Source organism: Intestinicryptomonas porci, assembly GCF_033971905.1.
Classification (GTDB): domain Bacteria; phylum Verrucomicrobiota; class Verrucomicrobiia; order Opitutales; family Intestinicryptomonadaceae; genus Intestinicryptomonas; species Intestinicryptomonas porci.
On record NZ_JALBUT010000001.1, the window covers coordinates 21,869 to 35,266 of the forward strand.

Consider the following 13,398-nt stretch of genomic DNA (forward strand, 5'->3'; position numbering starts at 1 on the left):
ATTTTTCGCATTCCGCTTTATTCCGTTTTTTTATTTTTAGTAGATGCGGATTTCGTTTACCCTTGCAAAACTGTTGCCGTTCGTTGCGAGAAGTTCAATGTCGATAGACGCCAGTTTTTTTGCGGGGAAATTCAACCTGAAAAGCCTTTGATAATTGTCTTTCACGTCGGCGATTATTTCTTTCTTTCCGTCGGGAAGAGTTCCAAAAATTTTAAAATCCTTTATGATTTCGGGTTGCGCTCCCCAAATTATGGATTTTAAGTACGAGCCGTGGGAAGTCATCGTAAGCTCTCTGTTTCCGCCGTCGAAAGTAATTTGAATTTGCGAAACTGCTTGCGGCTTGTCCCACGAGAGCGTCAAGACGGGCTTTTTTGAAATTTCCGCAATGTAGCGGTTTTTATATTCGCCCTTCAAGTCGAATGCAGAGCCGCTGATTACGTTTTGCGCCGAGGTGTCTTTTGCGGCGGTGTTTGCCGAGACTTTCGCAATTTTTGCGAGGTCTTTTTTGTCTTGGTTTTTTACACCCACGATTGCCTGATTGTTGCGCAGCAATGTTTGTTGAAGATTGCCAAGCAATTTTTTGTTTTCGCGAATTTCTTTTGGCGTCTTGCCAAGCTTTGCCGACATTGCCGCCGCGACTCCCGCCGCGTTTCCGCAAGCCGCCGAAGTCAGCATTACTCTCGTTGAGGTGAAGGCAACGTGTGAACAGCTTATGTTGCGCCCCGCCATCATCAGGTTTTTGAAGTCGCAGGATATGAGAGAGCCAAAGGGGATATTGTAGAAGTGGGCTTTTCTTATTTGCCTGCAGGGTGCGCGGTTTACGGCATCAAAGCCTTCCTTCGGGTGGTCGTCCATCGACCAGCCTCCGACTGCTATTGCGTCTTCAAGGTTCTTCCAGTTTCCGAGAATGTCCTGCTCTTTGAAAATGTACTCTCCCTTGATTCTGAAAGTGTCGCGCCTGCCGGGGAGCATCCCGATAGATGTTATTGCGCGGTTTTCGGCTTCGGGGAATTTGCCGCTGTTTTTTACGTAGTCCCACGCGCCCAAGACAACTCTCAAAAGCTCGAAGCGCAGTTTTTCGCTGTCTGAAATCGCGTTCATATCGCCGCCGAGTTCAACCCACCAAAATCCGTATTCGAGACGGTTTTTATCTATGCCGCGGTGCCTGATGTTTTCGGCTGTGATTTTTCTTGCCCAAGACGGAGCTTTGAACGGCATCGGTCTTCCAAAATCTTTTGAAGTGAAGAGGATTGAAGAGCCTTGGTGCGTACCTTGCGGATCGTAGCCCGAAAATTCCTCACCGTAAGTTTCGGGAGCGTCGCGCCCGTCAAAGAGGGTTGCGCCTGCTTCCGCCGCCATGCGGGAATCTCCCGTGCAGTCGATGTAAATCTTGGATTTTATTTCGTAAAAAGTGCGCGAGGCGTCGCATCGGGCAAACGCCTGTTTTATTTCATTTCCGCTTGTTTCAACTCCGCATAAATCGGTATCCAAAAGCAGGGTGATGTTTTTTTCGCTTACCACCTTGTCGTATAGAAGCAAATCCCAGACTTCCCATTCTTTTTGGGGATTTGACATCAAGTTTTCGAGCAGGATTTCCTCTATTATTCCGCCTTCGCGAAATCCGCTGTTGTTGTGGTGCATTCCGAGCGGGTGCATTTTGATTTCCGAACTCGCGTTGCCGCCGAGTCGCGAGCGGTCTTGTACGAGGACGACTTTCGCCCCCTCTCTTGCCGCGGCGATTGCGGCGCATATGCCCGCCAAGCCTCCGCCTGCAACCAATACGTCGCAGTCGAGACGTTTTGGCGTCATTGTTTTGTCGCAAAACGGAGAAATTCCCGCAATTTTATTTTCGGTAAATTTGCGGATGTTTGTTGGTTTTGATATGTTTTTAAGCTCTTCGGCAGTCAGCGGCGCATTGATTGCGAAAACATAGCTTCCAAAGAGACCTCCTCCTAATTTGATGAACTTTCTTCTGTCTATTTTCATTGCAAAATTTTTTATATTAAATGTAAATATGCGATTTTTTTAATGAAAGTCAAGTTTGCTGCTTTGGACGGAGTGTCGTTATTTTTTCTTTTTATCTTGTATTTTTTTAAGAAGGGATTAAATAAAAAATTATCATGAAAAAAATACTATATATTTTACCTTTTATTGCTTCTGCGGCGTTCGCTCAGGAATCAACTACTGATGAAGCTTATGTCAATCCTTCGGTTGCGTGCGCTACAGGCAACATAAATTGGAGCGCAATTGAATGGACGGATGCGGAAGGCGTTGCAAGGACAAGTCCTATTACATCTTCCACCGATGTTTATATTTCGGGCCCGAGGGGTTCAAATTATTGGCATCCCGTTGTTGAAGCGGGTTCTGACATAAGCATAAATTCTTTGACTGTTGCGGCGTCAAATAGCGGAAACAATGCCTTTAAATCTTTTGAAATAAAAGGTACTGCCGATTCTCCCGTAACTTTTACAATCGCAAACGCTCTTACTTTGTCGCAGAATTTCAATACGATTTATGCAACAAATACGACATTTTCGGCTGGCGATACTAAAATGAGCTATTTGTCAAAGCTCGACTTTACGGCTTCAAATGTTACTTTGGGCAATGTATCAAACGGCAATGTTGCAACCTTGGCATTTAATTCAACTACGGCAAATTTGGGTACTGTTCAGATGGGGCACACATCAACCGTTTCTGTTGTCAACCATTCCGATGTAACAACTGCTAACTGGTATATGCAAAACCCGACTTTGACGGTCAGCGATTCAAAGTTTACCATCGGAACGGGCGGCGGTTTGGTTTCTTCAAACACGTTGAAGATGAATTTTACGAATGCGGAAGTTGACATAGATATGGGCATTCGCAATTCCGCGGGTCCAATGACTTTGAATATGGAAAACTCTTCGCTTTTAATAAGAAGAGGCGCGTATAATGACAGCGTTTCCGACGCATTGTTTTTCGGCGTGGCGAATCAAAAGGCGACTGTCTCCCTTTCAAATTCAACAATTTCTACGACAAAGGGCGTAAGCTTTGGCACGAGCGCGGAAAGCGTCCTTACAATCTCGAATTTGGACGCCTCAAAAACAGTCATTACTTGCAGCAATTTGACTTTTGCAGGCTCTTTGATTGTTGATTTCACGGATTCCGACATAGATAGAAATACTATCTTTACGCTCATTTCGGCTACGAACGCTTCCTCTGTTTTCGACGAGCTTTTGCTTAACGAAATGGTGACGGTGCAGGGATTGAAAGAGGGCGAAGAATACGAATGGATTTCGGAAGGCTCTTTGGTTCAGCTTCAGTTCTACGCAATTCCGGAACCTTCAACGTATGCGGCGGTTTTCGGCGTCTTGGCAGTTGCTTTTGCGTTTATGCGCCGCCGTGCGGGCAAATAACGGTATTTGCTTATTCCTTGTCCGAATGTAAATCCAATGCTTGATGTCAATGGTTTTTCGTTCGAGGCGCAAAATATTTAAGATTTTTCGAGAGGGGTTTGTTGCTCCTCTCTTTTTTCTTGTAATTTTACCGAAGAGTCAATGCGGATTGTTTTTTTAAGATATGGCAATGGCTTGTGCTCTCAAAAAAACAGGCGTAAAACAGAAAAAGCCAAATTTAATGATTTACATTTAAATGGAATTTCAATTTTTATCTAAAATTGAAATTTGCTCAATCTTCCATTCCTTCGGTCGTCTTTGACAAATATTTGTAAAAATCGGATTTTTTGCAGACGGCGAAGTTAAAATCCAAAAAAACAGCATTTATTTTGTTTTCCGACATAAGCATTAGATGGCGCGAAGTAGGGCAGAATACCACATATTCTTTTACGGGCATAAAAAATCCGTCGCAAGAATGTATGCGCTTTGCGTTAAATTTAAGAAGTTCGGGTATGCGGTTAGTTTCCTTTAAGTATTCCGAAAGCTGGCTGCAAAGTCCCGAAAATCCGCCATAAGTTTTTATTTCATCAAGCATCGCGTCAAAATTGACCTCTTGTTTTACGCCAAGCTCTTCGTGCAGAAATTTTTTTTGATTTTCTTTCGAAAGCGGGGAAATCGTGAAAATTTTTTTGCATTCGCCGTATTTTGCAACTTGTACCGATTTTTTGTCCGCTGACTGCATGTTGCATTGTTTTTCGTTGCCCAAAAGCGTCAAAAATGAAAAAATCGCCAAAAATATGCAAAAAATAAACCTCATATTAAAAGTTTGCAGAGGCAAAATTTTTTTGTAAAGATCAAAATAAAAAATTTTATTCATTTTTTTTAAAAACTTATTGACAAAAAAAAATCACTCGGCAATATTCTAAACTTTCTTTTTGTAAAAGAATTAGAAACATAACACAAACATTAACTCCTAACGCAGGTTCAAACGGCGACGGGGGGCTTTTAACGAGGTTTTAGAATTTCTCTGAAATCCTTTAAACAAAAGGTTTTGCAACCTTTCAGCCCGAAGTTTCCACCTGCCTCTTAGAATAGAATGAGCATAGTACTTATTGGTAAGAAACTGGGTATGACTCAGGTGTTCAACGCAGACAACACGCTGGTTGCGGTTACTGTTGTTGAAGCGGGTCCATGCCCCGTAACTCAGGTTAAAACCGCTCAAAGCGACGGCTATGAAGCCGTTCAAATCGGTTTTGGCGCGCAAAAAGAATCGCGCATGACAAAATCCGAACTTGGGCATTTGAAAAAGGCGGGTGTTGAACCCCTTACGGAATTGGTTGAAATCCGTACAGACAAGCCGAGCGAATTGAAGATTGGCGACGTTTTGAAGGTCACAAACTTCCAGGAAGGGCAAAAGGTCGATATTATCGGCACATCAAAGGGTAAAGGTTTCCAAGGCGTAATGCGCCGCCACAACTTCCAAGGTCAGCCTGCTTCGCACGGTCACATGATGCACCGCCGTCCCGGTTCTGTCGGTTGCCGCCAGACTCCCGGACACGTTTACAAGGGCAGAAAAATGCCGGGTCATCAGGGTCAGGTTCGCTGCACAACGCAAAATCTCTCCATCGTAAAGATTTTGGAAGATAAAAATCTGCTTCTCATCAAGGGCAGCATTCCCGGCGCAAATGGCGACATCGTTTTGGTTCGCACTGCCAAGAAAGCATAATTACGGAGGCTACACAAATGAAATTAAAAGTATATACATCAGACGGTAGCAGCTTCGTTGAAAAGGAATTTGCAAACATTCCTACATTCGAAGGCGACAAGGGCGTATTCGCTCTTAAAGAAACTTTGGTTGCATATCAGGCAAACGCTCGCCAGGGCAACGCGTCCACTTTGGACTACGGCCATGTAAGCGGCACTTGCAGAAAGCCTTTCAAGCAGAAGGGCGGCGGTCGTTCTCGTCATGGCACGTTCAAGAGTGTAATCCACCGCGGCGGTGCTGTCGTATTCGGTCCTGTTCCCCGCGACTGGTCTTTGAAGACGAACAAGAAGGTTCGCCAGCTCGCATTCAAGCGCGCATTGTTTAACAAGTGCTCCGCTGAAAAGATTGTGGTTATCGAAGAATTTGCAGCGCCTTCAAAGAAGACCAAGGACATGGTTGCAACGCTTTCAAAGATTTTTGAAAAGGGCAAGGTATTGCTCGTTGACGACCAGTTCTCCGACGAAGTCGCATTGGCGTCGCGCAACATCGAACGCGTGGCATTCTGCGAAACGGCACAGCTCAACGCTTTTGATTTGACTCGCTTCGACCAAATCATCGTATCGGGCAAGGGTTTCGACACTGTATTGGCTCGCGCAAACAAGGAGTAAGAAAATGAGTATTTCACCTGAAAAGATTTTGAAAGGTTACCGCGTAACTGAAAAGGCGGCAAATCTTCAAGCAACTGCAAACCAGTACACTTTTGAAGTTGACGACAATGCAAGCGCGACCGAAGTTGCGCAGGCGGTTGAAAAGTTTTTCAAAGTAAAAGTAAAGCGCGTTAACATCGTCAACGTGAAGGGCAAGGTAAAGGTATCCCGCACCCGCCGCGCAACGGTTGGCATCAAGGGCGCAATGAAGAAGGCGATTGTAACTCTCGACGCAGGTCAGAGCATTCAACTCGTATAATGAAAGGCATTTGAAATGGCTATTATTAAAAGAAGACCTTTGACACCTGCTCTCAGATACACTGAGTTAAGCAGAAACGAAGTCGAAAACAAGCGTCCGGAACGCTCGCTCACTGAAAGCGTGCATCGTTCCAAGGGTCGCAACTGCTACGGCCGCATTACTTCGCGTCGTCGCGGCGGCGGTCATAAGAAGCTTTATCGCCGCATTGACTTCAAGCGCGACATCCTTGATGTTCCCGCAACCGTTCAGGCAATCGAATATGACCCGTTCCGCACTTCCTACATTGCATTGGTGAAGTATGACAATGGCGAAATTCGCTACGTCATCGCTCCCGAAGGCTTGAAAAAGGGCGACACCATCATTTCGACAAACAAGAAGCAGGAAGAATACAAAGTCGGCATGGCGCTTCCCCTCAAATTGATTCCCGCGGCAACCCGCATTCACGCGATTGAAATGTTGCCCGGAAAGGGTGCGCAGTTGGTTCGTGGCGCAGGTTCAAGCGCGCAGTTGGTCGCAGTTGAAGGCGACGTTGCAACCATCAAGATGCCGAGCGGCGAAGTTCGTTTGCTTAATGCCGACTGCCGCGCAACATTGGGCGTCGTTGGCAACGCAGAACACTCAAACCAGAGCCTCGGCAAGGCAGGGCGCCGTCGTTGGATGGGGCGCAGGCCGCGCGTAAGAGGTGTTGCGATGAATCCTGTTGACCACCCGCAAGGCGGTGGTGAAGGCAAGACTTCCGGTGGCGACCATCCGGTATCTCCGTGGGGTCAGCTCGCAAAGGGTTATCCGACAAGAATTAAGAGCAAACCGTCAAATTCTCAGATTGTTTTGAGGCGCAACGGCAAGAAAGTAAAGAGGTAATACAATGTCACGTTCTATTAAAAAAGGTCCATTTGTTGACCAGAGTTTGCTTGAAAAGGTTGACGAAGCCGTTAAAACGGATTCCCGCAAACCCATTCAGACATGGTCGCGTCGTTCGACAATCACTCCGGACTTTGTCGGTTTGAACTTCAATGTTCACAATGGCAAGAAGTTTGTGCCCGTCTATGTAACTGAAAACATGGTCGGACACAAGTTGGGCGAATTTGCCCCGACACGCTTCTTTAAGGGTCACCAGCCGCACACTAAGAAGGCTGCTCAATAATAGAGAGACGGATATGTTTGAACTTTGCACAAAGGGCGTATTTATCGGAGCTTTGCTTTCGACAGGCGTTCTTTGCGCCGAAGGGATACTTTCTGAAACTTTCAAAGACGCGGGCGAAGGCATTTCGGTTTTAGCTGTTGATAAGTCTTCGTCGGCGGATTTGATTGTTCTTAAAGGGGGATTGCGCGAAGGTTTGAAGGCGGGCGTGGTCTGCAGGGTGGAAAATCCCGACGGAACTCCTGCCAAAATAATGGTTGCGGAATCTGCTTTAACAAAAAGCGTGGCTTTGGCGATTGACGGGGCAAACATCGTTCCCGGCTCGATGGTAAAGTTCGACATAACCAAATAAATTTAAAACAAATACGAAAATGGAAGTAAAAGCATTGACAAAGTTTGCGCGTATGTCCGACAAGAAGGTACGCGAAGTCGCCCGTAAAATACAGGGGCTTAATGCTGCGGAAGCTCTCGAAATCTTGGGTCTTGTGCCGAGAAAGAGCGCGGCATTGATTGCAAAGACACTTGCGAGTGCAATTGCAAATGCAGAAAATAACAATGGCGTATCGGCGGCATCGTTGAAGGTGAAGTCTGCGATAGTTAATCAAGGCATAGCGTTCAAGCGCTACCGTCCTGTTGCGCGCGGCAGTGCGCATCCTATCCGCAAGCGCACAAGCCACATCACAATAGTGTTGAGCGACGAGAAGTAATTTGGAGAAATAGCATATGGGACAAAAAGTAAATCCGAGAGGTTTTCGTCTTGCAGTACGCCGCGACTGGGATTCGCGCTGGTACGCAAACAAGGCGGATTATTCCAAATTCTTGGCGGAAGATTATCGCATTCGCGAATTTCTCCGCGAAAAATTAAAGGGCGCATCTGTGCCGAAAATCTTTATTGAACGCGCGGGTCAGCGCATTCGCGTCAAGATTTATACGGCTCGTCCGGGCGTTGTAATCGGTCAGAAGGGCGCGTTGCTCGAACAGCTTAAAGCCGACTTGGCAAAGTACATCGGCAAGGACGTTTTGGTTGACATTCAGGAAGTGAAGAAGCCCGACTTGGTTGCATACCTCGTTGCGGAAAGCGTTGCATTGCAGTTGGAACGCAGAATTTCTTTCCGCAGGGCAATCAAAAAGGCGATTACCCAGACAATGGCATTGGGCGCAATGGGCATCAAAATCCAGATTTCAGGCCGTTTGGGCGGCGCGGAAATCGCCCGCACGGAATGGCAGAGAAAAGGCCGCATTCCCTTGCAGACATTGCGTGAAAACATCGACTACGGCTTCACCGAAGCGCATACGCTTTACGGCAAAATCGGCGTAAAATGCTGGTTGTGCTTGAAGCCCGAAGACGTACTATAATTTTAAATTAGGAAGAGTTTAACAAGATGGCAAATATACTTCCAACAAGAACGAAGTATCGCAAAGTCCAAAAGGGGCGCATCTACGGCGACGCCAAGGGCGGCGACAGCATCTCTTTCGGCGACTATGCAATCCAGGCTCTCGACAGAGGCCGTTGCACGGCAGCCCAAATCGAAGCGGCTCGTGTTGCGATTAACAGATATTTGAAACGTAAGGGCAAAGTTTGGATGCGCATATTCCCGCACAAGCCTGTAACCAAGAAGCCTGCCGAAACTCGTCAGGGTAAGGGTAAGGGCGCGGTTGAATACTGGTGCGCAGTCATTAAGCCGGGTGTTATTTTGTTTGAGATTTCAGGTGTTCCTGCATCTCAGGCTCGCGAAGCAATGAGGCTTGCGGACGGCAAACTGCCATTCCGTTGCCGCTTTATCGTTCGCGAAGGCGTTGAAATACTCTAAGATGAGAGGTTGACAATGAAATCGAAAGATATAAGAGAGCTTTCCGTTGAAGAACTCGACAAGAAATTGCGCGAAATGCGCGACGAATTGCTCGGTCTCAACATCCGCAAAAGAACAGGTCAGGTTGAAAACACGGGGCGCATCCGCGTTTTGCGTCGCGATATTGCCCGTTTTGAAACCATAAAGAGCCAGAAGAAATAATAGAGAGGCATAAAAATGGCTGAAGTTCAAAGAAAATTCCGTAAGAGCATCGTCGGCGTGGTCACATCGCGCTCAGGCGACAAGAGCATTAAGGTTACGTACTTTTATAAAGTGCCGCATCCGTTGTACCACAAGGAAATTCGCCGCAAGACCGTAATTCACGTCCACGACGAAAAGAACGAGTGCGCATTGGGCGACAAAGTTGAAGTTGCAGAAACGCGTCCGCTCAGCAAGATGAAGCGTTTCCGCGTAGTGCGCATCATTGAAAAAGCACCCGTAACGGCATAGTCCAAGGAGATATTGCAATGATACAGATGCAGACAAGATTAGTTGTTGCAGACAACACCGGCGCTAAGGAAGTGGCGATGATTCGCCGCCTCGGTCAAATTAGCAGAAACGCAAAAATCGGCGACACGATTGTGGTTGCGGTAAAATCGTCAACTCCGGACGCCGCCGTCAAGAAGGGCACTGTTGCCAAGGCGGTTATCGTCCGCACAAAGGCTCCGATTCGCAGAGCCGACGGTTCATACTTGCGTTTTGACTCAAATGCCGTCGTAATTCTCGACAATAACGGCAATCCGAAAGGCACCCGCATTTTCGGGCCCGTTGCGCGCGAATTGCGTTCAAAGAACTTTATGAAGATTATTTCTCTCGCACCGGAGGTACTCTAATATGAAAAACAGCGTAAAAAAAGGCGAAGAAGTTGTAGTTATTTCGGGTTCTGCAAAGGGCTCGAGAGGCAAAGTATTGGCGGTTTTCCCGAAGGCGCAGCGCGTTCTTGTTGAAGGCGTAAACATGAGAAAGCACCACGAGCGCAAAAGCGAAAAAAATCCCGAAGGGGCAATCGTTGAGCGCGAGCAGTCTTTGCACATTTCAAATGTAATGTCGGCTGGGCGTTTTGATTCCAAAAAGAAGTAAGGCGTAAGCAGCGACTCAAACAATAAAAAACAATGAACAATACACCGGTATTAAAAAAGATGTATGCGGAAAAAGTGGTTCCCGCGCTTGAAAAAGTGTTGAACCATTCAAATCCGCACAATGTTCCCAATCTTGAAAAAATCGTTATCAGCTCGGGTATCCGCAGCGAAAACTCAAAAGAATGGGTGCAGGAAGTAGTCAAGGAAATAGCAAAGCTTGCGGGTCAGCAGCCCGTAATCACCAAATCGCGCAAGAGCATTGCGAACTTTAAGCTTCGCGAAGGTCAGGCAAACGGCGTTATGGTGACATTGCGTGGCGCGCGCATGTGGGAATTCCTTTATAAGTTTATAAACATCGTGCTTCCGTCAATCCGCGACTTCCGCGGCGTAGGCACCCGCTTGGACGGCCATGGCAATTACAGCTTTGGCGTGGCAGACCACACAATTTTCCCCGAAATTACAGTTGACCCCAACCGTAAAAATCTGGGCATGGACATCACAATCGTGACAACGGCAAAAACCGACGATGAAGGCCGCGAGCTTTTGAAGCAGTTGGGCATGCCTTTCCGCAAACCCAATGCAGACGCTGTAACAACGGAGGCTAAGTAAAATTATGGCTAAAAAATCATCAATCCAAAGAAATTTGAAGCGTGAAAAGCTCGTTGCCAAGTACGCCGCAAAGCGTGCTGAGCTGAAGAAAATTCTCTCCAATCCGAACTCTTCGGACGAAGAATTTTTCGCGGCCCAGAAAGCTATGGCAAAATTGCCGCGCAACTCCTCCAAAATCCGCTTGAGGAACCGCTGCTCGATTTCGGGTCGTTCGCGCGCATACATTCGCAAGTTCGGTCTTTCCCGTATCACATTCCGTGAGTTGGCTCTCGACGGCAAGATACCGGGCGTTACAAAGGCGTCTTGGTAATTAAGGAAGGAATATCGATATGGCATCACACGATAATATTGGCGACTTTTTGACAATCATTCGCAACGCGAGCAATGCGCGCAAGGATTCTTGCTCCGCATCTTGGTCGAACATCCGCGAAGGCATCGTAAAAATCTTGAAAGATAACGGTTACATCGCAGATTTCGCGGTTTCGGGCGAAAAGGCTGAAAAGAAAATAGAAATCACCTTGAAGTATGTTGGCGGAGTTCCTGCAATTACGCAAATCGAACGCGTAAGCAAGCCGGGACGTCGTTTGTACTACTCTTGTTCTGACATTCCCCGCGTATTGGGCGGCATGGGCATTTCCATCCTCACCACATCGCGCGGCGTTTTGACAGACGGCGATTGCCACAAGAACAAGGCGGGCGGTGAGTTAATCTGCAAAGTTTGGTAAGGGAGTTTTGGAATATGAGTAGAATAGGTAAACTTCCAGTGGTAATTCCGGCAGGCGTAAAAGTTGCCGTTGACGGAAATACCGTTAAAGTAGAAGGTCCGAAGGGCAAACTCGAAAAGACGTTTGCTTCCGCCGTAAAAATCACGTTGGAAGACGGCGCGGTTCATTTTGCGCCCGCATCCAATTCCCGTTTTTCGGGAGCAATGCACGGCACTGCCCGCAGCGTTGTAAACGCAATGGTGGAAGGCGTATCCAAAGGCTTTGAAAAAATCCTTGAAATCTACGGCGTAGGTTTTAAGGCTGAACTAAAAGGCAATGTTTTGACTTTGGCTCTCGGCTATGCGCATCCTTGCGTATATCAGGTGCCCGAAGGCATTACGGTTGTTGTAGGCGAATTGCCTGACCGCAATCCCATGCTTACTATTTCAGGCGCAAGCAAGCACCTCGTCGGACAGGTTGCGGCGGACATCAAAAACTTCTACCCTGTAGAGCCTTACAAGGGCAAGGGTGTGAGAATCCGCGGCGAATTTATCCGCAGGAAGGAAGGCAAGAAGACGGCTTAACGCTTGTCTTAATTAGAGAAGGATTTTTATATGAAACTCGAAAAGAAAAAGATGTTGGCACAAAAGCGTCGTTGGCGCGTACGCAGCCGTGTTTTCGGCACGGCGGAACGCCCCCGCTTGGTAGTGCGTTTTTCCAACAAGCATATTTGCGCACAGTGCATCGACGACAAAGAAGGCAAGACTCTCGTATCCCTTTGCTCTTTGAGCAAGGAATTGAACGGCGAGAAGATTTTGGCGAACGTTGCGGGTGCTGTTGCATTGGGTTCAAAACTTGGCGAAAAAATGAAGTCGGCAGGCGTTACTGCGGTTGTTTTGGATAGAGGCTCCCGCCGCTATCACGGCTGCGTGAAGAGCTTTGCGGACGCGGTTCGCCAGACTGGCATTAACTTCTAATTGCGGGAAAGAAAAATGGCTAAAGATATTAAAAGTGGCAAAGGCGCTCGCGAAGAAGTTGCAGCTCCGGAATTTATTGAAAAAGTCGTGCACATCAATCGTTGCGCAAAGGTTGTGAAGGGCGGTCGCCGTTTCACATTCTCCGCGCTCGTTGTTTTGGGCGACGGCAAGGGCTTGGTCGGCGTAGGTTTCGGCAAGGCAAAGGAAGTTCCCGACTGCATCAAGAAAGCTACGGAACGTGCGCGCAAGAATATGTCAACCGTATGCTTGAAGGATAACACAATCCCCCACGAAGTCATCGGCGCATTCGACGGCGGCAAAGTATTGCTCCGTCCGGCTGCTCCCGGTACGGGCGTTATCGCAGGCGGTGGCGTGAGAGCTGTCTTGGAAGCGGCAGGCGTCAAGGACGTATTGAGCAAGAGCCTCGGCTCCAACAACGATTCGGCTATGGTAAACGCGACATTGCGCGCTCTTCACCAGCTCCGCACTGCGGAAGCTATTTCCGCATTGAGAAGCTAAAACAAAGGAGATTTTAACAATGACAAATTTAAGCAATCTCTCAAATCCAAAGGGTGCAAAGCACTACTCCAAGCGCAAGGGATGCGGTCTTGGCAGTGGTCATGGTCGCACTTCCGGCAGAGGTCACAAGGGTATGAAAGCCCGCAGTGGCGGCGGCGTAAGAGCGGGTTTTGAAGGCGGTCAGATGCCTTTGTACCGCAAACTTCCGCATCGCGGCTTCAACAACAAGAACTTTACTGTCGATTACGCTGTCGTAAACGTAGGCTGCCTCGAAAAGTTGAACCTTGAAGAAATCACAAGGGACGACTTGGTCAAGGCAGGCTTGGTCAGGGCAAGCGACAATCTCGTAAAGGTTTTGGGCAACGGCAAGCTCACAAAGAAGTTTGTCGTGAAAGCCGACAAGTTCTCGGCTTCGGCAGTCCAAAAGATTGAAGCGGCAGGCGGTAAGGCCGTTGTAAACGAATAGTTTCAGGG

At 47.5% G+C, this 13,398-nt stretch carries 23 protein-coding genes; 21 read left to right on the forward strand and 2 right to left on the reverse strand.

Annotation, left to right across the window (positions count from 1 at the left end; all coding sequences use genetic code 11):
- Positions 1-36 precede the first annotated feature (36 nt).
- Positions 37-1,986 (reverse strand): FAD-dependent oxidoreductase, encoded by a 1,950-nt coding sequence (locus MOX91_RS00110; RefSeq protein WP_370396037.1) that lies wholly within the window; start codon positions 1,984-1,986, stop codon positions 37-39.
- Between the two features lie 134 nt (positions 1,987-2,120).
- Between MOX91_RS00110 and MOX91_RS00115 the strand changes: the two genes are divergently transcribed.
- Complete coding sequence (locus MOX91_RS00115) at positions 2,121-3,395, forward strand: PEP-CTERM sorting domain-containing protein (RefSeq protein WP_370396038.1); 1,275 nt, start codon at positions 2,121-2,123, stop codon at positions 3,393-3,395.
- 271 nt (positions 3,396-3,666) lie between these two features.
- Here MOX91_RS00115 and MOX91_RS00120 read toward each other — a convergent pair whose 3' ends face one another.
- Entirely contained in the window at positions 3,667-4,191 is a 525-nt protein-coding gene (locus MOX91_RS00120) for a hypothetical protein (RefSeq protein WP_370396039.1), read from the reverse strand.
- A gap of 279 nt (positions 4,192-4,470) precedes the next feature.
- Here MOX91_RS00120 and rplC point away from each other — a divergent pair, with 279 nt between their 5' ends.
- The 20 genes from rplC to rplO are packed head-to-tail and all read left to right on the forward strand — an operon-like array spanning position 4,471 to position 13,390.
- A complete protein-coding gene (rplC, locus tag MOX91_RS00125; RefSeq protein ID WP_370396040.1) occupies positions 4,471-5,100 on the forward strand; it encodes a 50S ribosomal protein L3 in 630 nt (209 codons plus the stop codon).
- Between the two features lie 17 nt (positions 5,101-5,117).
- On the forward strand, positions 5,118-5,747 hold the full coding sequence (gene rplD, locus MOX91_RS00130) for a 50S ribosomal protein L4 (protein ID WP_370396041.1): 630 nt from the start codon (positions 5,118-5,120) through the stop codon (positions 5,745-5,747).
- 4 nt (positions 5,748-5,751) lie between these two features.
- Positions 5,752-6,045: a 50S ribosomal protein L23 gene (gene rplW / locus MOX91_RS00135; RefSeq protein WP_370396042.1), complete on the forward strand. Its 294-nt coding sequence runs from the start codon at positions 5,752-5,754 to the stop codon at positions 6,043-6,045.
- A gap of 15 nt (positions 6,046-6,060) precedes the next feature.
- Positions 6,061-6,906 carry a 50S ribosomal protein L2 gene (rplB, locus tag MOX91_RS00140; RefSeq protein WP_370396043.1) on the forward strand — a complete coding sequence of 282 codons (846 nt, stop codon included), beginning with the start codon at positions 6,061-6,063 and terminating at the stop codon, positions 6,904-6,906.
- Between the two features lie 4 nt (positions 6,907-6,910).
- Positions 6,911-7,189: a 30S ribosomal protein S19 gene (gene rpsS, locus MOX91_RS00145; RefSeq protein ID WP_370396044.1), complete on the forward strand. Its 279-nt coding sequence runs from the start codon at positions 6,911-6,913 to the stop codon at positions 7,187-7,189.
- 13 nt (positions 7,190-7,202) lie between these two features.
- Positions 7,203-7,538, forward strand: coding sequence for a hypothetical protein (locus MOX91_RS00150; protein WP_370396045.1), 336 nt, complete (start codon positions 7,203-7,205; stop codon positions 7,536-7,538).
- A gap of 19 nt (positions 7,539-7,557) precedes the next feature.
- On the forward strand, positions 7,558-7,893 hold the full coding sequence (rplV, locus tag MOX91_RS00155; RefSeq protein WP_370396046.1) for a 50S ribosomal protein L22: 336 nt from the start codon (positions 7,558-7,560) through the stop codon (positions 7,891-7,893).
- Positions 7,894-7,909: 16 nt separating this feature from the next.
- A complete protein-coding gene (gene rpsC / locus MOX91_RS00160) occupies positions 7,910-8,542 on the forward strand; it encodes a 30S ribosomal protein S3 (RefSeq protein WP_370396047.1) in 633 nt (210 codons plus the stop codon).
- A 26-nt stretch (positions 8,543-8,568) separates the two neighbouring features.
- Positions 8,569-8,997, forward strand: a complete 429-nt coding sequence (rplP, locus tag MOX91_RS00165) for a 50S ribosomal protein L16 (RefSeq protein WP_370396048.1) — start codon at positions 8,569-8,571, stop codon at positions 8,995-8,997.
- A 15-nt stretch (positions 8,998-9,012) separates the two neighbouring features.
- A complete protein-coding gene (gene rpmC, locus MOX91_RS00170; RefSeq protein WP_370396049.1) occupies positions 9,013-9,198 on the forward strand; it encodes a 50S ribosomal protein L29 in 186 nt (61 codons plus the stop codon).
- A gap of 15 nt (positions 9,199-9,213) precedes the next feature.
- The gene (gene rpsQ / locus MOX91_RS00175) at positions 9,214-9,486 is read left to right on the forward strand and encodes a 30S ribosomal protein S17 (protein ID WP_370396050.1); all 273 of its coding nucleotides are present in this window, start codon (positions 9,214-9,216) and stop codon (positions 9,484-9,486) included.
- A 17-nt stretch (positions 9,487-9,503) separates the two neighbouring features.
- Positions 9,504-9,869 (forward strand): 50S ribosomal protein L14, encoded by a 366-nt coding sequence (gene rplN / locus MOX91_RS00180; RefSeq protein ID WP_370396051.1) that lies wholly within the window; start codon positions 9,504-9,506, stop codon positions 9,867-9,869.
- Between the two features lies 1 nt (position 9,870).
- On the forward strand, positions 9,871-10,116 hold the full coding sequence (rplX, locus tag MOX91_RS00185; RefSeq protein ID WP_370396052.1) for a 50S ribosomal protein L24: 246 nt from the start codon (positions 9,871-9,873) through the stop codon (positions 10,114-10,116).
- Between the two features lie 32 nt (positions 10,117-10,148).
- Positions 10,149-10,724 carry a 50S ribosomal protein L5 gene (gene rplE, locus MOX91_RS00190; protein ID WP_370396053.1) on the forward strand — a complete coding sequence of 192 codons (576 nt, stop codon included), beginning with the start codon at positions 10,149-10,151 and terminating at the stop codon, positions 10,722-10,724.
- A 4-nt stretch (positions 10,725-10,728) separates the two neighbouring features.
- A complete protein-coding gene (gene rpsN, locus MOX91_RS00195; protein WP_370396054.1) occupies positions 10,729-11,034 on the forward strand; it encodes a 30S ribosomal protein S14 in 306 nt (101 codons plus the stop codon).
- A gap of 19 nt (positions 11,035-11,053) precedes the next feature.
- Positions 11,054-11,449 carry a 30S ribosomal protein S8 gene (gene rpsH, locus MOX91_RS00200; protein ID WP_370396055.1) on the forward strand — a complete coding sequence of 132 codons (396 nt, stop codon included), beginning with the start codon at positions 11,054-11,056 and terminating at the stop codon, positions 11,447-11,449.
- A 14-nt stretch (positions 11,450-11,463) separates the two neighbouring features.
- Positions 11,464-12,012 (forward strand): 50S ribosomal protein L6, encoded by a 549-nt coding sequence (rplF, locus tag MOX91_RS00205; RefSeq protein ID WP_370396056.1) that lies wholly within the window; start codon positions 11,464-11,466, stop codon positions 12,010-12,012.
- A 30-nt stretch (positions 12,013-12,042) separates the two neighbouring features.
- Complete coding sequence (rplR, locus tag MOX91_RS00210; protein ID WP_370396057.1) at positions 12,043-12,405, forward strand: 50S ribosomal protein L18; 363 nt, start codon at positions 12,043-12,045, stop codon at positions 12,403-12,405.
- A gap of 15 nt (positions 12,406-12,420) precedes the next feature.
- On the forward strand, positions 12,421-12,924 hold the full coding sequence (rpsE, locus tag MOX91_RS00215) for a 30S ribosomal protein S5 (RefSeq protein ID WP_370396058.1): 504 nt from the start codon (positions 12,421-12,423) through the stop codon (positions 12,922-12,924).
- Between the two features lie 19 nt (positions 12,925-12,943).
- A complete protein-coding gene (rplO, locus tag MOX91_RS00220; RefSeq protein ID WP_370396059.1) occupies positions 12,944-13,390 on the forward strand; it encodes a 50S ribosomal protein L15 in 447 nt (148 codons plus the stop codon).
- Positions 13,391-13,398: the final 8 nt, after the last annotated feature.